Consider the following 13319-nt stretch of genomic DNA (forward strand, 5'->3'; position numbering starts at 1 on the left):
GAGGCCGGCGGCTGTGGAGTCGCCGAAGATCATGAGCTCGAAATCGGCCTCCATGCCCGGGCGCCAGCGCTCCGGCTCGGCGTGGCCCGGGTGGTAGAGGCCGTCGCCGTTGAAGGGCCACGTGGTGGGCTGCGGGATCACGCGTCGCGCGATCCGCGCCTGCGCGGCGAGGAGCTCGTAGACGCCGCGTGAGGCGCCGACGGAGCCCGCGGTGGCGAGTGCCGCGATGCCGAGGGTGCGCATCACATGGGGAGGCGGGACCGGGGCCCCGTTGGTATTACCTCTGTTTTCGGCCACGCTCACCTCCCGTGCTTCCTGCGCGACGGCTTCCTCTTCTGCTGCGACTGTTGCTGTTGCTGTGGCGCAGTCTTCTTCGCCGGTGCGGACTTCTGCGCCTGCGGCGCCGCCTTCTTGGCAGCGGAAGGCTTCGCGGCCGCTCCCTCCGGCGCGGCCTTCACGGCAGCCGCGTTCGCAGGCGTCGACGCCGCCTCCGCCTTCGCGGGAGCGGCCTTCGCCGTCACACTCTTCGCAGCGCCACCCGCGACCGACCCTTCGGGCCGAGTCGGACCGCCCTCGAGATTACGCGCCATCGCGGCGAGCTCGGCGAGCGCGGAACGCGCCCCCTCCGGCCCGTCGGCGAGGTCCACGGGGAACTCGAGGATCGAGATGTCGGTGTGAACGATCCGCCGCGGCCGCGGAGCCGCGCCGCGCCTGTCGGCGGGATACACGAGATAAGCCTGCTTGACGCCGAGCGCCGTGCACGCCGCGAGCAGACGGTAGTGCGAGTCGAGCTCTCCGTCGGCGGTCGTGGGGTATACCGGCGCGAACGTCGCCACCGGGGCGCCTCCGCGGGTGTAGACGATGCCCGTGGGCACGGAGATGAGGTCCGCCTCGCGGCCGTTCGCGTGCCGGGATCGCTCGGGGCGCGCGGCCGCACCGGATCCCCGCCCCGCGGTGGAGAGCGCGGACCCGGCGCCGGAGGTCACCTCGCGGTCGACGGGGCGGGTGGCGACGGTGCCATAGCCCTTGCCCGGCTCGGCGCGGCCCGGATCGACCCGGCCGGCGCCGGGGCGCGCGGTATCGGGGCGGACCGAGTGGCGCGAGGGCGCGTCGGAATCGCCCACGTCCTCGAGGTACACGACGGGATCGCGGAGCAGTTCTTCGCCGTGGGTGTCGATCTCGTCGGAGAGGACATCGGCGACGAAGCTCTCGAACAGGCTCGGCATCTCGGCGACGAACGCGGCGACGGTCGTGGACTCCGAGAGCGGGTCGACATCGAGCCACACGTTGCGCAGGATCCGCTCGGCGAGCACGAGCGCGTCGTGGAAGCGCGCGTTGAGCCGAGAGGGCGTCCACTCGGGCAGCGGCTGCCCGTGACCGAGGATATCCACGTCGGCGAGGCGGAAGGAGAGCTGCGCGAGTTGGCGCCGCACTGCGTCGGGGAGGCCCGGGAGGTATTGCAGCCGGTACATCGCCGTGTGGAGAATCCGGTTCTCGGCGATGTTCGGGGTGAACTCGGAGTAGGACACCTCGAGCGGGAGGGTCATCCCCGGGCGGCGGCGGATCTGGTCGGATATGCGGATCCGCCCGCGCACCGTGGACAGCGCGTCGTCGACGCGTCGGTAGCCGCGCAGCAGCCCGCGCGCGAGCTCCGGCTCGGCGAGGGAGATAAATGAGCGGGCCATCGAGGTCCACAGGTCCTCGGTCTCCGTCGCGCCGATCGAGGAAGACAGGAACGCGCCGTGCGGCGCGTAGTCGAGGAGGAAGAAGAGCTCGGACAGCCCGAGGTTGGCGTGGGGGAGCACCGAGATCGAGTGGGTGCCGATGCGCACGGCCCCGACCCGGCCGTTGGGGATGAGCCGCCAGTGCCCGGAGCGCACGGGGAGGACCTCGAGGAGGCCGGTCCCGGACAGGGACACGGCCTCGGCGCCGGTGAGCTCGACGATCCGGCCCTTGCGATCGAATTCGTCGAACTCGATCGTGGAGGTGGCCACCATGAGCGCCCGCCTACTTCTTCGACAGCGAACGGCGCAGCGCCTCGAGGCCGAAGCGCTCCCGCACCTCCGAACGCGTGAGCCGGCCGTAGTAGTGCTCGTCGAGCAGCGGCAGGAGGTCGAGCTGCCAGATCTTCTGCAGACCCTCGTCGGTCTCGGCCTCGGGACGCATGAGGTACGACGGGCCAATGCGCAGGTCGCGATCCGCCTCGTCGATCTCTGCGTTAAGCGCGTCGAGCAGCTCCGCGGCCTCGGTCGGCTTCCCCGCGGACTCGAGCTGACGGCGCAGGAGCCCGGAAACCGGGGCCTCGTCCGGGTGCAGCTCGATGAACGAGAAGCGGCGGCGGATGGCCGCGTCGACCATGGCGATCGAGCGGTCGGCGGTGTTCATCGTGCCGATGATGAAGAGGTTCCGCGGCAGCCGGAAGCTCGTGTCCGGCGAGTACTGGGGGAGCACCGTGCGGTCGCGGTACTCGAGCAGGAAGTACATCTCGCCGAACACACGCGCGAGGTCCGCGCGGTTCATCTCGTCGATGATGAGGAAGTTCGCGTGCCCGCGGCCCGCCTCCGAAGACGCCCGCGCGGCCTGCCGGCGCAGCGGACCGGCCTGCAGAGCGAACGCCGGCTGCCCGTCCTCGGTGAGGGTCGGGCGGTATCCCTCGAAGAAATCCTCGTAGGAGTACGAGGGGTGGAACTGCACGAGCTGGACCCGCGAGGGATCGTCGGGGCCCGCGAGGTAGCGGGCCAGCTCGAGCGCGAGGTACGTCTTGCCCGTGCCGGGAGGGCCGTAGAGCACGATCTGCTGCCGAGACTGCAGCGTGTCCACGTAGTCCTGCAGGTCCTTGCGCGACATGTGCAGGGACGCGGCGAACTCGTCGGTGATCTCCGGGAGCTCGGGGATCTGCCCGGCCGCGGGCGCCTCGCCCGGCTTCTCCTCCTGGGAGTGGCTGCCGGGGTGCATGAACCCGAGGAGCGCGTCGAGGGCGTCCGTGAGATCGACGACGGAACCGGGCTCGGCGATGAGCTCGGACAGGGGGCTGCTGAGCTGGTCGACGTCCACCGAGCGGGGGATCCAGCGCACGCTGCGCTCGAGCTGCTGTCCGCCGTCATCGACGTAGCCGAGGTCGTCGGTGAGCGTGCCCATGTGTAGCTTGCCGCCGGCGATGGTGGCGACGACGTCCTGGGGGTTCATCCGCGAGAGGAACGTGAAGATCTCGGCGGTGAGCTGGAAGCGCGCCTGGTAGTCGTGGTGCGGGTAGCCCTGCTCGACGGCCTGCGAGACCTCCATTCGGGAGGCGTGCGCGGGGATGCGCGGCAGGTGCGATGTGGGGATGGCCACACGGTTCTGCGATACCCACTGCGCCGCGGTCTGCGCACCGGCGCGGCCCGGGCGGACCAGCCAGGCGCGACGCGAGTGGTCGTTCTGGTAGCGCTGCCAGCGCTGCGCGATCTGCCCGCGGTACCAGTCGACCGTCTCGCCGCTCTGCGCGGAGAGCTGCGCGTGGATGCGGTGGAGGTCCTGGTCGATGTCGAGTTCGTCGATGCCGCTCGGCCCGCCGATGAGGTCGGCGAACGCGTCGCGGATCTTCGTCTTGTGCTCGTGCTTGACGATCGGCTGGAAGTACGCGGGCCACGCGAGGTACTGCAGCGAATAGCGGATCGCGCGCCAGTCGCCGGGGGTCGAGCGGGCGACGCGCTGGAACTCCCACGGATCGGTGAGCGCGAGGTCCCGCGTCGCCGCATCGACATCGGCCCAGTGGACGATGAACGACGCGAGCCAACGGAGGTGCTCGCGGATCTGCACGTTGAAGCCGAGGCCGCCGGTGAGCGGGCCCTTTTCGTCGAGCACCTCGGCGAGCTTCGCCGGGATCTGCACGCGCGGCTCGGTCCACGACAGCACCTCGCCGACGCGCGAGCGCTTGAGCCGGGCGGTGACGGTGGAGAGGGGGAGCTGCTGGATGTAGAGGAGCTCCGCGGCGAGCACGACCACGGGGTGCTGCGCGCCCTCGAGCTGTTCCTTGAGGACCTTCATCACCGGCGAACGCGAGAGCGATCCGGCATCGGCTTCGGACGCCGATGCGGTGGCGCTGTTCTCCTCGGGCTCGGCATCGAGCAGACGGATGAGCTCCTCGGCGACCTCTGGCGTGAACGTGTAGAGGTCCGGATCGAAAGCCGATTGACCCGTTCGCAGGGCTGGCCCGAGGACCTGCCATGCGGCTTCCTCGATCACGGGAGACGGCCCCGTGGGACGTTCGTGTGCGCCTTGAGTCACGAAAGCTCTACCTCGGTTCTACGGAGATTCCTCGGACGTCGATTCGCGGACGCGGTCGGGCGCGTCATCGTCATTAAGAAACTACCAGGTGACGATCAACCGTCCGAAGGGGTCGGAGGAATCGCCGGTGGCAGGCCCTGCGCCGCGCGCCGGTCGACCAGCTTCTGCAGCGCGGAGCGCGCGGTCTCGGCGTAGAGGTCCTGTCCCTCCACCCCGGCCGGGTGCACGTCGTCGGCCGCGAGGAGGTCAGTGCGGTCCTTGATCGCCGAGTACCAGTCGCCGAGCTCGGCGTTGGGGTGGCGGGACACGGAGTCCTCGACGCCGGAATTGATATCGGCGTTGACGGGCAGGTCCGAGAACGAGTTCATCACCACGACGAGCCGGTCGGGGCCGATCTCGTCGAGGATCGCGTCGATGTACCCGGCGCCGGCGGGGCCGTTCGCGCCCATCGCGATGATCACCGCGGGCCGCTCCACCCCCGACGCGCTGAGCTGCGCGAGGATGTCCGGGACCTGGAGGTAGCTGCGCGAGACCTGGGCGTCGATCTGGTTCGGCGTCATGCCGGGGAACGCGCGCACGAACGCCTCGCTCGAGCCGAGGGCCACAGAGTCGCCGATCACCGAGATCTGGTCGCCGCCCGGGAGCGGCTGCGGCTTGGGCGGCACGGGGACGTCAGCGCTGGAGAGCCCGCTATTGGCGGGAGACTCCATCGCCTCGATCTGCTCCTGCACGGACGTCTTCGACGGCGCGGAGGCCACGGCGTAGGCACCGAGGCCGGCGCACACGAACACAATCGCAGAGAGGGCGGTGGCGCCGACGGGGACCAAGGAACGCCGGTTCGCAGCAGGCGTACGGGAGGCATCGCGCGCCGTCACGGGCTTGGGGCTCTTCCCCTCCTGACGGCGGAGGAGCTGTGCCACCCCGGAGTAGCCGAGGCGCTGGAACGGCAGCTCGATCCACTCGTAGGTGACATGGCTGAGCACGAGCACGAGGGCGATGGAGGCCACGGCCACGACGCCGGACTGCGCCTGCTTCGGGTCGTCGATGAGGTACTTGACGATGACGAAGACGGGCCAGTGCCACAGGTACATCGAGTACGAGCGACGGCCGATCCACACCGCCGCAGGGGCGGAGAGTGGTCCGGCGAGGACGCCCCGGCCCAGAGCGGCCGCGGCGATGACCACGGCAGTGGCCAGCGAGATGACGAGGATTCCGCCGCGGTAGGCGAGCGCGCTCTGGTCTCCCATCGCGAAGAACGCGACGAGGATCAACGCCGAGGCTCCGACCGAGGCCACCGACCAGGCGGTCTCGCTGTGCCACGGGAATCGGCGGCCCTCCCAGCGGCGGGCCAGCGGGGAGCGGTTGGCCGAGGCCATGACGGCGGCGAGCGCGCCTCCGATGAGCAGCCCGAAGGCATGGGTGTGGGTGCCGTAGTAGATCGCCGAGGGATCCTCGCCCTCGGCGAACCCGGTCCACATGAGCGCCGCGGAACCCGCGGCGAGCAGCGCGATGATCCCGACGAGCGCGCGGCGGTGGCGCGAGGGGCCGCGGAGCAGCCACAGCACGCCGAGCATCACGAGCGGCCAGACGACATAGAACTGCTCCTCGATGGCCAGCGACCAGTAGTGGAGGAACAGCTGCGGGATCTGGGACTCGAAATAGCTCGAGCCCGTGGCGATCTGCACCCAGTTCGTGGTGAAGGTGAGGATGCCGAGCACCTGGTGCCACAGGCCGACGCGGAGGTCGGCGCTGACGAGCAGCACCGCCGCGCACGAGACGGCCATGACCGTGAACGCGGCCGGGAGGATCCTCCGGGCGCGGCGGACCCAGAAGTCCTTGAGCGAGATGGTCCCGCCGAGCGTCCACTCACGCAGGAGGAGGGAGGTGATGAGGAAGCCGGAGAGGACGAAGAAGATGTCGACGCCGAGGAAGCCGCCCTTGACCGAGGCCGGGAAGAGGTGGAACGCGAACACCGAGAGCACGGCGACGGCGCGGATGCCGTCGAGCGCGTTGTTCCGGGGACCGTGGGCCTTCTCGGCCGCCCGCTTCTTCTCGGCGCGCGTGGACAGGTGCTCCGGCGCTGCGTTCTCGGCACGCTGCGGCGCGATGCCCGCATCCCCCGATGCTGCGCCTACCCCTCGATCGACCAATGGATTTTCCTCCCCCCGCGGACGCGTGTGCTGTGCGGGGTCTGTGCTGTGGTGTACCTGCGGTTTATCGCCCGCCGCGACTGCGTGTTACCGCACGTCGCGCGGGGTCCGGGCGAGCGTGTGGCGCCCGGAAAGACCGGTCCCTTGAACGATAAGGCAGAAATGCCGGAAAGCCGACACCCGGTGCCGTGGGTGTCGGCTTTCGTGCCGCTTCCGCGGCGATCGTCCTCCGCTAGCCCTTGTAGGGATCAGCAGTGACGATGGTGACCTTGATGCTCGAGCCGTTGGGCGCCGGGTACTCCACGGTCTCGCCCTCCTTGGCGCCGAGGACGGCCTTGCCGATGGGCGAATCGGGGGAGAAGGTCTCGAGGTCGGACTTCGAGGAGCTCTCCTCGCGGGTGGCGATGAGGAAGGTCAGCTTGTCGTCCTCGTCGCCGTCGAGGTAAACGCGGACCACGGAGCCGACGAGCGCGACGCCCGACTCGGTGGGCGCCTCGCCGATGACGGCGTTGGCGAGCAGCTCCTCGAGCTGGCGGATGCGCGACTCCTCCTGGCCCTGCTGGTCGCGGGCCGCGTGGTAGCCGCCGTTCTCCTTGAGGTCGCCCTCTTCGCGCCGCTCGTTGATCTCTGCGGCGATGACGGGCCGGTTCGCGATGAGCGCGTCCTTCTCGGCCTTGAGCTTGTCGTATGACTCCTGCGTGAGCCAGGTCTGGCCTTCGGTCATGTTCCGGCCTCCCTTGTGTTTCTCGTCGTGGTGGGTGGTCTGTGGGTGTTCTCGGTTCTCGCGGCATCCGGGCCCTGCGGGCCTGTGCCGGTGCGTGCGGCGTGTGCCTGCCATAGGTACACGCGCACTGCATGAGCCCGCCCGCACTGCATAAGGCGAATGCACGGACCCGGCGCCTTCGCTGGTGCGAATGGTGGAGCTCAGTTCCGTGCAGCGTGAGCCACTCTAACACAGGGCGTGAGCTGGGATGGGCCGCTCGTGACGGCGGGGTTGGCGACTAGTTCGCGTCCGCCGAAGCCGGGTCGAGATATGCGGGCTTGCCGTACTGGCAGCCATAGATGTCCGAGATGTAGCCCCGCGAGGTCGTGTCGATTTCGACCACCTCGCGGCTCGTCTGCTTGCCCGGCGGGAGATAAACCTCGGAGCGGCCGATCTCGGCGCTCGCGTAGTCCTTGGCCTGGAGGATGCAATAGCCCTCCTTGTCCGGCTCGGAGCGGGTGATGTCGACGGTGACCTTGGTGGTGCCGTCCGAGACCACGTCCGAGGCTACGACTTCGCCGCTGATCGTCTCCTCGGTGACCTTCGTGTAGATGAAGGCGCCGACGGCGACGAGGAGTCCGATGAACATGAGGCTCAGCACGATGGCGACGATGCGGGAGGGGACGAGGCTCTTGGCGGCGCCGTCGTTGCCGCCGCGCGCCTTTCCGGCCTTGCCACGGCTGCCCGAAGCGCCGGCGTACCTGTCGGCCGCCTTGCCGGATTCCGGCGTCGAGCCCGGAGTGGACCGCTCTGCCATCGAAAAACCGCCTCGATTCCGTTCCTGCCCACCAAGTGGACGAGCTCTGGGGGGACGTTCCTAGAATAGAGCGAGGTAGTACTGACGTATTACACCGGCTGCATCCGCGGTCGCTTGCACTACAGTTTCTAGGAGCACGAATGTCGGGCTTGCGCCTGCTGGCTGTCCACGCTCATCCGGACGACGAGTCGTCGAAGGGCGCCGCGACCATGGCGCGCTACGTCGCCGAGGGGCACGACGTGCTCGTCGCGACCGCCACGGGCGGGGAAGAGGGGAGCATCCTCAACCCGGCCATGGACCGACCGGAGATCCGCAGCAACATCTCGGCCGTGCGGCACGAGGAGATGTCGAGGGCCGCTTCTGCGCTCGGCGTCTCCCACCTGTGGATGGGATTCGTCGACTCCGGTCTTCCCGAGGGGGATCCGATGCCGCCGCTTCCCGAGGGATCGTTCGCGACGCTCGACCCGGATGTCCCCACGCAGAAGCTCGTGCGGATCATTCGCGAATTCCGGCCGCACGTCGTCATTACCTATGACGAAAACGGCGGGTACCCGCACCCCGACCACATCCAGGTGCACGTGATCTCGATGGCCGCCTACGACGCCGCGGCCGATCCGGAATACCACCCCGAGCTCGGCAAGCCGTGGGCCGTGCAGAAGTTGTATTACACGCACGGCTTCGCGATGTCGCGGTTCCGGCTGCTCGACGAGGCGATGTTCAAGCTCACCGGCGAGCACCCGTTCGAGGACTGGTTCAAGCGCGCCGAGGAGCGCGGCGCGAAAGACGTGATGGAGCGGGTGACCACTCGGGTCGAGTGCGGCGAATACTTCGGGCAGCGCGATGAGGCACTGCTCGCGCATGCCACTCAGATCGACCCGGAGGGCATGTTCTTCCGGGTGCCGCTCGATGTGCAGCGGCAGGTGTGGCCCACCGAGGAGTTCGAGCTCGCCAAATTGCGGTTGCCCGTGCCCGAACGGGCCGAGGGTGAGTACGAGAAGGACCTGTTCGAGGGCGTCACCGGCGCTGCGCCGGAGTGGGATATCTGATGGCGGGTCTCGTCGAGGCGCAAATGGTTGCGCACCAGTCCATCGTCTTCCTCTCGCAAGCGGAGAACGAGCCGCCGGAGGGGCCCGAGTTCGGCAAGGCCTCGCCGATCGGCATCCCGGTCGTGCTCCTGCTGCTCATCGCCACCGTGCTGCTCGTGTGGAACATGAACAAGCGGATCAAGAACCTCCCGGCGTCCTTCGACGAAGAGAACCCGGAGGCCGACCAGTTGGCCGACGAGGGCACGGACCGCTCGGGAGTGGCCGCGCCGGAGAAGTTCGACGTCGATAGTGGAGCCGAGAACGGCCGCTATCGCGGCCAGACGCCCGAGGACGACGGCGAACGTCCCGCAGACCCGGCGGGCGCGTAAGCGACGAAGCATGGCGCGTTGCCGCGGACGCTCACGTTGATTCTTCGATCGGGGAAGGGGCAGTTCGTGGCGAAGTGGCTGTTCCTCGTTCTGGCCATCGCGCTGGAGGTCACGGGCTCGCTGTCGCTGAAGGCGGCGGTCGACGCTCCTGCGTTCTATGTACTCGTGGTTCCCGGATATGTGGGCTCGTTCTTCGCGTTGTTCATGTCCTTGCGCCACGGGATGGGGCTCGGGGTCGGGTACGGCATCTGGGGAGCGATCGGCGTTGCTCTCACGGCGGCGTTGTCCATGGTGTTCTTCGGTGAACCCGTGACGCTCCTCATGGGTATCGGCATCGTCTTGGTCATGGGCGGCGTGCTGCTCGTCGAGCTCGGAACCCAGGCCGCGCAGAAGAAGCGGCACGTCGTCGAAGAGGCGGCACCGTGACTTCCCTCGCACTCCTGTGTCTCGTGTGCGCCATCGTGGCCGAGGTCTCCGGAACCGTCTCGCTACGCATGGCCACGACGGGGCCGAAGGTCTGGTGGATCGCCGTCGGCGCCGGCTACATCGTCGCGTTCACGATGCTCTCGATCACCCTGGCGCAGGGGATGCCTTTGGGGGCGGCCTACGGGATCTGGGCGGCCGCCGGGGTGGCGATCACCGCGATTCTCGGTCGGATGCTCTTCTCCGAGCCTCTGACGTGGGTCATGGGCGTGGGAATCGTCCTCATCATGGGCGGTGTCCTGCTCATCGAACTCGGCGCGGCGCACTGAGTGGCCGGCGGCGAAAGCCCAGGTCTGCGAGCAATCGCGCCGCAGGATGTGAACTTTCGATCCCACACGGTGGGAGCGACCTCCGCTTCGAGACTAGGCAGCGACCTTGGGGCGTGCTATTGTTCCTCTCGTGTTGATCGCGCGTAGGTATTGGTTTAGCGGGGCTCCGGGTGGAGCCGCCGCAACTGTCTGAGCACTCAGACACGCCAGCGCGAACATCCGGAGCCGATAGCGATAGCCCACAGGGGCTGTCGCTTTTTCTTTTGCCCGGGTGCCTCTCCAGATCGACAAGCCCCGGGGAACGGAAGCTCCACACCACAACCCGAAGAGGAAGTCGAAACGATGAGCCAGACCGCCAGTCAGAGCAACGGAGCAGGTAACGGCGCCGCGGGCGCCGATCCCACCGACGATCGACGTGTCGTGGCGTTCCACCCGCTCCCCACGCCCAAGAAGGTCCGCGGCGAGTACCCGCTGTCGGACATGGACATCGAGGTCGTGGAGAACGGCCGTCGCGGCGCAGCCGACATCCTCGCCGGCCGCGACGATCGCCTCCTCGTGGTCGTCGGCCCGTGCTCGGTCCACGATCCGGAGGCCGCGCTCGACTACGCCCGCCGCCTCGCCGCGCTCGAGCCCGGGCTCGCGGACCAGCTGCTCATCGTCATGCGCGTGTACTTCGAGAAGCCGCGCACCACGGTGGGCTGGAAGGGCCTGATCAACGATCCGGGCATGGACGGCAGCTTCGACATCGCCCGCGGCCTGCGCACCGCGCGCAAGCTGCTCACCGACGTCCTCGACCTCGGTCTGCCTGTCGGCTGCGAGTTCCTCGAGCCCAACAGCCCGCAGTACATCGCCGACGCGGTGTCGTGGGGCGCGATCGGCGCCCGCACCACCGAGAGCCAGGTCCACCGCCAGCTCGCGAGCGGCGTCTCCATGCCCATCGGGTTCAAGAACGCCACCGACGGCCGGGTCGGCGTCGCCATCGACGGCTGCCAGTCCGCCTCCGCCCCGCACCAGTTCTTCGGGATGGACGGCGAAGGGCGCACCTCGGTCGTGGAGACCACGGGCAACGCCGATTGCCACGTGATCCTCCGCGGCGGCACCGCGGGCCCCAACGCCGATGCCGAGTCAGTGGCGGCGGCGTGTGCAGAGATCGGCGCGCGGGGCATGAACCCGGGCGTGATGGTCGACGCCTCCCACGCGAACTCCGGCAAGGACCACGTGCGCCAGGCCGAGCTCCTCGGCGAGCTCGCCGACCGAATCGCGGAGGGGGAGACCGGGGTCAACGGCGTCATGATCGAGAGCTTCCTCGTCGGCGGCGCCCAGTCGACCGAGGCGACGCCGCTCACCTACGGCCAGTCCGTGACCGACAAGTGCATCGACTGGGAGACCACCGAGGCGAGCCTGCGCCGACTCCACGAAGCCGTCGCGCGGCGCCGCGAGCTCATCGCGGCGCGGTAGCGCGTCCGTCCTCGCGATAGCGCATCTGCGCCCGGCGAGGGCGGCGATCGGCGGGGAGGGTGGCGGTAGGCTTGTGCCCGTGCAGTTACCCTCCCCGCTCTATTCGTTCTACGAGCAGCGAATCCGCGCCGGTCTCGACCCCGACCGGATGCCGCGGCACGTCGCCGTCATGTGCGATGGAAACCGCAGGTGGGCCCGCGAGGCCGGGTTCACCGACGTGGCGCACGGGCACCGCGCGGGGGCGGTCAAGGTCGCGGAGTTCCTCCACTGGTGCGACGACCTCGGGATCGACGTCGCCACGATCTACCTGCTCTCGGTGGAGAATCTGCAGCGCGATGCCGCGGAGCTCGACCTGCTGCTCGACATCATCGGGGACGTCGCCGAGGAGATCTCGCGGAGCAACTCCAACTGGCGGGTCAAGATAGTCGGGCGCACCGAGGAGCTGCCCGATTCGCTGGCGCACAGGCTGCAGGCCGCCGAGGACGCCTCGGCGGAGAACACCGGCATGGTGGTCAACGTCGCCGTGGGCTACGGCGGGCGGCAGGAGATCAGCGACGCCGCGAAGGATCTCGTCGCCGAGCTCGTGGCTGCAGGGAAGAGCGGCGCGGAGCTCGTCGAGGCGATCACGGTCGAGGGCATCGGCGAGCACCTCTACACAAAGGGCCAGCCGGACCCCGATCTCGTGATCCGCACGTCGGGGGAGCAGCGGCTCTCCGGCTTCCTCCTGTGGCAGAGCGCGTATTCGGAGATCTGGTTCACGGAGGCGTACTGGCCCGAGTTCCGCCGTGTCGACTTCTTCCGCGCGATCCGCGATTTCGGGATGCGCAACAGGCGCTTCGGAAAGTAGCGGCCAGGCTGCCGGCCCCAGCGACTGCCGCCCGTCTCAGCGCTTCGGGAACAGGTTGCCCATCAGACCGAGGGCGCCCATGGTCTCGTCGTAGCCGGGGTCCACGGCCGTGTAGTCAAGGCCGAACGCCCGGAAGTTCTTGATCGCCGGCAGGTCCGCGTAGTGCGGGTCCTGCGCGAGTTCACCGGGGTTGACGATGTTCCGCCCGAGCCCGAGCACGAACAGCGTGTCCTGGGCGAAGACCTCGGAGACACGCTCGCGCGGTACGGGAATCACCTCGGAAGTAGGGTCCGGGACCTCGAGGCCGGGGATCTGGGACGCCTTGGACGCCTGGAGCCCGAGCTTCTCCAGCTCCGGCGGAAGTCCGACCTTCTCGTTAAGCGCATACGGCTGCTCGTTCGCGTCGAGCACGAGGTAGCCCACGTCGCTGCTCGGCGGGTCCATATTCTCCCGGAGGTCGGCCATGGCGCCGTCATACTTGCGCATGAGGCTGTCGTAACGCTTCTTCGCCCCGAGGGCATCGGCCATGATCTCGAGCTGCTGCTCCCACGTGGAGGCGTCTTGGGGGATGACGACGGTCGGCGCGATCGCCGAGAGATCGTCGTACGCCCGCTCGGCATCGGCGTACTCGAGCCCGGGGCCGCCGCCGATGATGAGGTCGGGGTCGAAGCTGCGGATGGCATCGATATCGAATCCCGCGGGGGTCCATGCGAGGAAGCCGGTGCCCTGCGTGGCCGCGGCATCGCGCCACGCCTGCGCGGGCTCGGAGACCCCGCCGACCTGCTCGGGGAGCGTCGCCTTGACCGGGGCGCCGAGGTCGAACGCGAGCCCGGTGAGCCTGTAGCCGAGGACGACCACGCGCTTGGCGGACCCGGGGACCGTGACGTCGCCCATCGGGGTAGACACCGTGTG

At 68.9% G+C, this 13319-nt stretch carries 12 protein-coding genes and 1 pseudogene; 6 read left to right on the plus strand and 7 right to left on the minus strand.

Annotated elements, in window-relative coordinates:
• The 6 genes and pseudogenes from V7E05_RS02020 to V7E05_RS02045 all read right to left on the minus strand — a co-directional run.
• Positions 1 to 297: pseudogene (locus V7E05_RS02020) on the minus strand (SGNH/GDSL hydrolase family protein); the annotation flags it as partial.
• 2 nt (positions 298 to 299) lie between these two features.
• Complete coding sequence (locus V7E05_RS02025; RefSeq protein ID WP_333618012.1) at positions 300 to 1997, minus strand: McrC family protein; 1698 nt, start codon at positions 1995 to 1997, stop codon at positions 300 to 302.
• A gap of 10 nt (positions 1998 to 2007) precedes the next feature.
• Positions 2008 to 4266: an AAA family ATPase gene (locus V7E05_RS02030; protein ID WP_333618013.1), complete on the minus strand. Its 2259-nt coding sequence runs from the start codon at positions 4264 to 4266 to the stop codon at positions 2008 to 2010.
• A gap of 95 nt (positions 4267 to 4361) precedes the next feature.
• Complete coding sequence (locus V7E05_RS02035; protein ID WP_333618014.1) at positions 4362 to 6416, minus strand: acyltransferase family protein; 2055 nt, start codon at positions 6414 to 6416, stop codon at positions 4362 to 4364.
• A 232-nt stretch (positions 6417 to 6648) separates the two neighbouring features.
• Positions 6649 to 7140, minus strand: coding sequence for a transcription elongation factor GreA (gene greA / locus V7E05_RS02040; protein ID WP_333618015.1), 492 nt, complete (start codon positions 7138 to 7140; stop codon positions 6649 to 6651).
• A gap of 277 nt (positions 7141 to 7417) precedes the next feature.
• Positions 7418 to 7936 (minus strand): DUF4307 domain-containing protein, encoded by a 519-nt coding sequence (locus V7E05_RS02045; protein ID WP_333618016.1) that lies wholly within the window; start codon positions 7934 to 7936, stop codon positions 7418 to 7420.
• Between the two features lie 140 nt (positions 7937 to 8076).
• Between V7E05_RS02045 and mca the strand changes: the two genes are divergently transcribed.
• The 6 genes from mca (at position 8077) to V7E05_RS02075 (ending at position 12407) form a co-directional block, all read left to right on the plus strand.
• On the plus strand, positions 8077 to 8982 hold the full coding sequence (gene mca, locus V7E05_RS02050; protein ID WP_333618017.1) for a mycothiol conjugate amidase Mca: 906 nt from the start codon (positions 8077 to 8079) through the stop codon (positions 8980 to 8982).
• Positions 8982 to 9350: a hypothetical protein gene (locus tag V7E05_RS02055; protein WP_442891572.1), complete on the plus strand. Its 369-nt coding sequence runs from the start codon at positions 8982 to 8984 to the stop codon at positions 9348 to 9350. The genes mca and V7E05_RS02055 overlap by 1 nt, the downstream gene beginning before the upstream one ends.
• Positions 9351 to 9416: 66 nt before the next feature.
• Positions 9417 to 9776 carry a DMT family transporter gene (locus tag V7E05_RS02060; protein WP_333618018.1) on the plus strand — a complete coding sequence of 120 codons (360 nt, stop codon included), beginning with the start codon at positions 9417 to 9419 and terminating at the stop codon, positions 9774 to 9776.
• Positions 9773 to 10102 carry a DMT family transporter gene (locus tag V7E05_RS02065; protein WP_333618019.1) on the plus strand — a complete coding sequence of 110 codons (330 nt, stop codon included), beginning with the start codon at positions 9773 to 9775 and terminating at the stop codon, positions 10100 to 10102. Before V7E05_RS02060 ends, V7E05_RS02065 begins: the two co-directional genes overlap by 4 nt.
• 342 nt (positions 10103 to 10444) lie before the next feature.
• Entirely contained in the window at positions 10445 to 11560 is a 1116-nt protein-coding gene (locus V7E05_RS02070) for a 3-deoxy-7-phosphoheptulonate synthase (protein WP_333618020.1), read from the plus strand.
• A 79-nt stretch (positions 11561 to 11639) separates the two neighbouring features.
• The gene (locus V7E05_RS02075; protein ID WP_333618021.1) at positions 11640 to 12407 is read left to right on the plus strand and encodes an isoprenyl transferase; all 768 of its coding nucleotides are present in this window, start codon (positions 11640 to 11642) and stop codon (positions 12405 to 12407) included.
• 36 nt (positions 12408 to 12443) lie between these two features.
• Here the strand turns inward: V7E05_RS02075 and V7E05_RS02080 are convergent.
• Positions 12444 to 13319: ABC transporter substrate-binding protein (locus V7E05_RS02080; RefSeq protein ID WP_333618022.1), on the minus strand; the 876-nt coding region annotated here is incomplete at its 5' end.

The sequence above is a fragment of the Dietzia sp. genome (assembly GCF_036741115.1).
In the GTDB taxonomy this organism is placed as follows: Bacteria; Actinomycetota; Actinomycetes; order Mycobacteriales; family Mycobacteriaceae; genus Dietzia.

Bases quoted from the DNA above. Each gene is read 5' to 3' on its own strand.
- V7E05_RS02025 (WP_333618012.1), bottom strand. From the start codon at position 1,997: ATGGTGGCCACCTCCACGATCGAGTTCGACGAATTCGATCGCAAGGGC.
- greA (WP_333618015.1), bottom strand. From the start codon at position 7,140: ATGACCGAAGGCCAGACCTGGCTCACGCAGGAGTCATACGACAAGCTC.
- V7E05_RS02045 (WP_333618016.1), bottom strand. From the start codon at position 7,936: ATGGCAGAGCGGTCCACTCCGGGCTCGACGCCGGAATCCGGCAAGGCG.
- mca (WP_333618017.1), top strand. From the start codon at position 8,077: ATGTCGGGCTTGCGCCTGCTGGCTGTCCACGCTCATCCGGACGACGAG.
- V7E05_RS02055 (WP_442891572.1), top strand. From the start codon at position 8,982: ATGGCGGGTCTCGTCGAGGCGCAAATGGTTGCGCACCAGTCCATCGTC.
- V7E05_RS02070 (WP_333618020.1), top strand. From the start codon at position 10,445: ATGAGCCAGACCGCCAGTCAGAGCAACGGAGCAGGTAACGGCGCCGCG.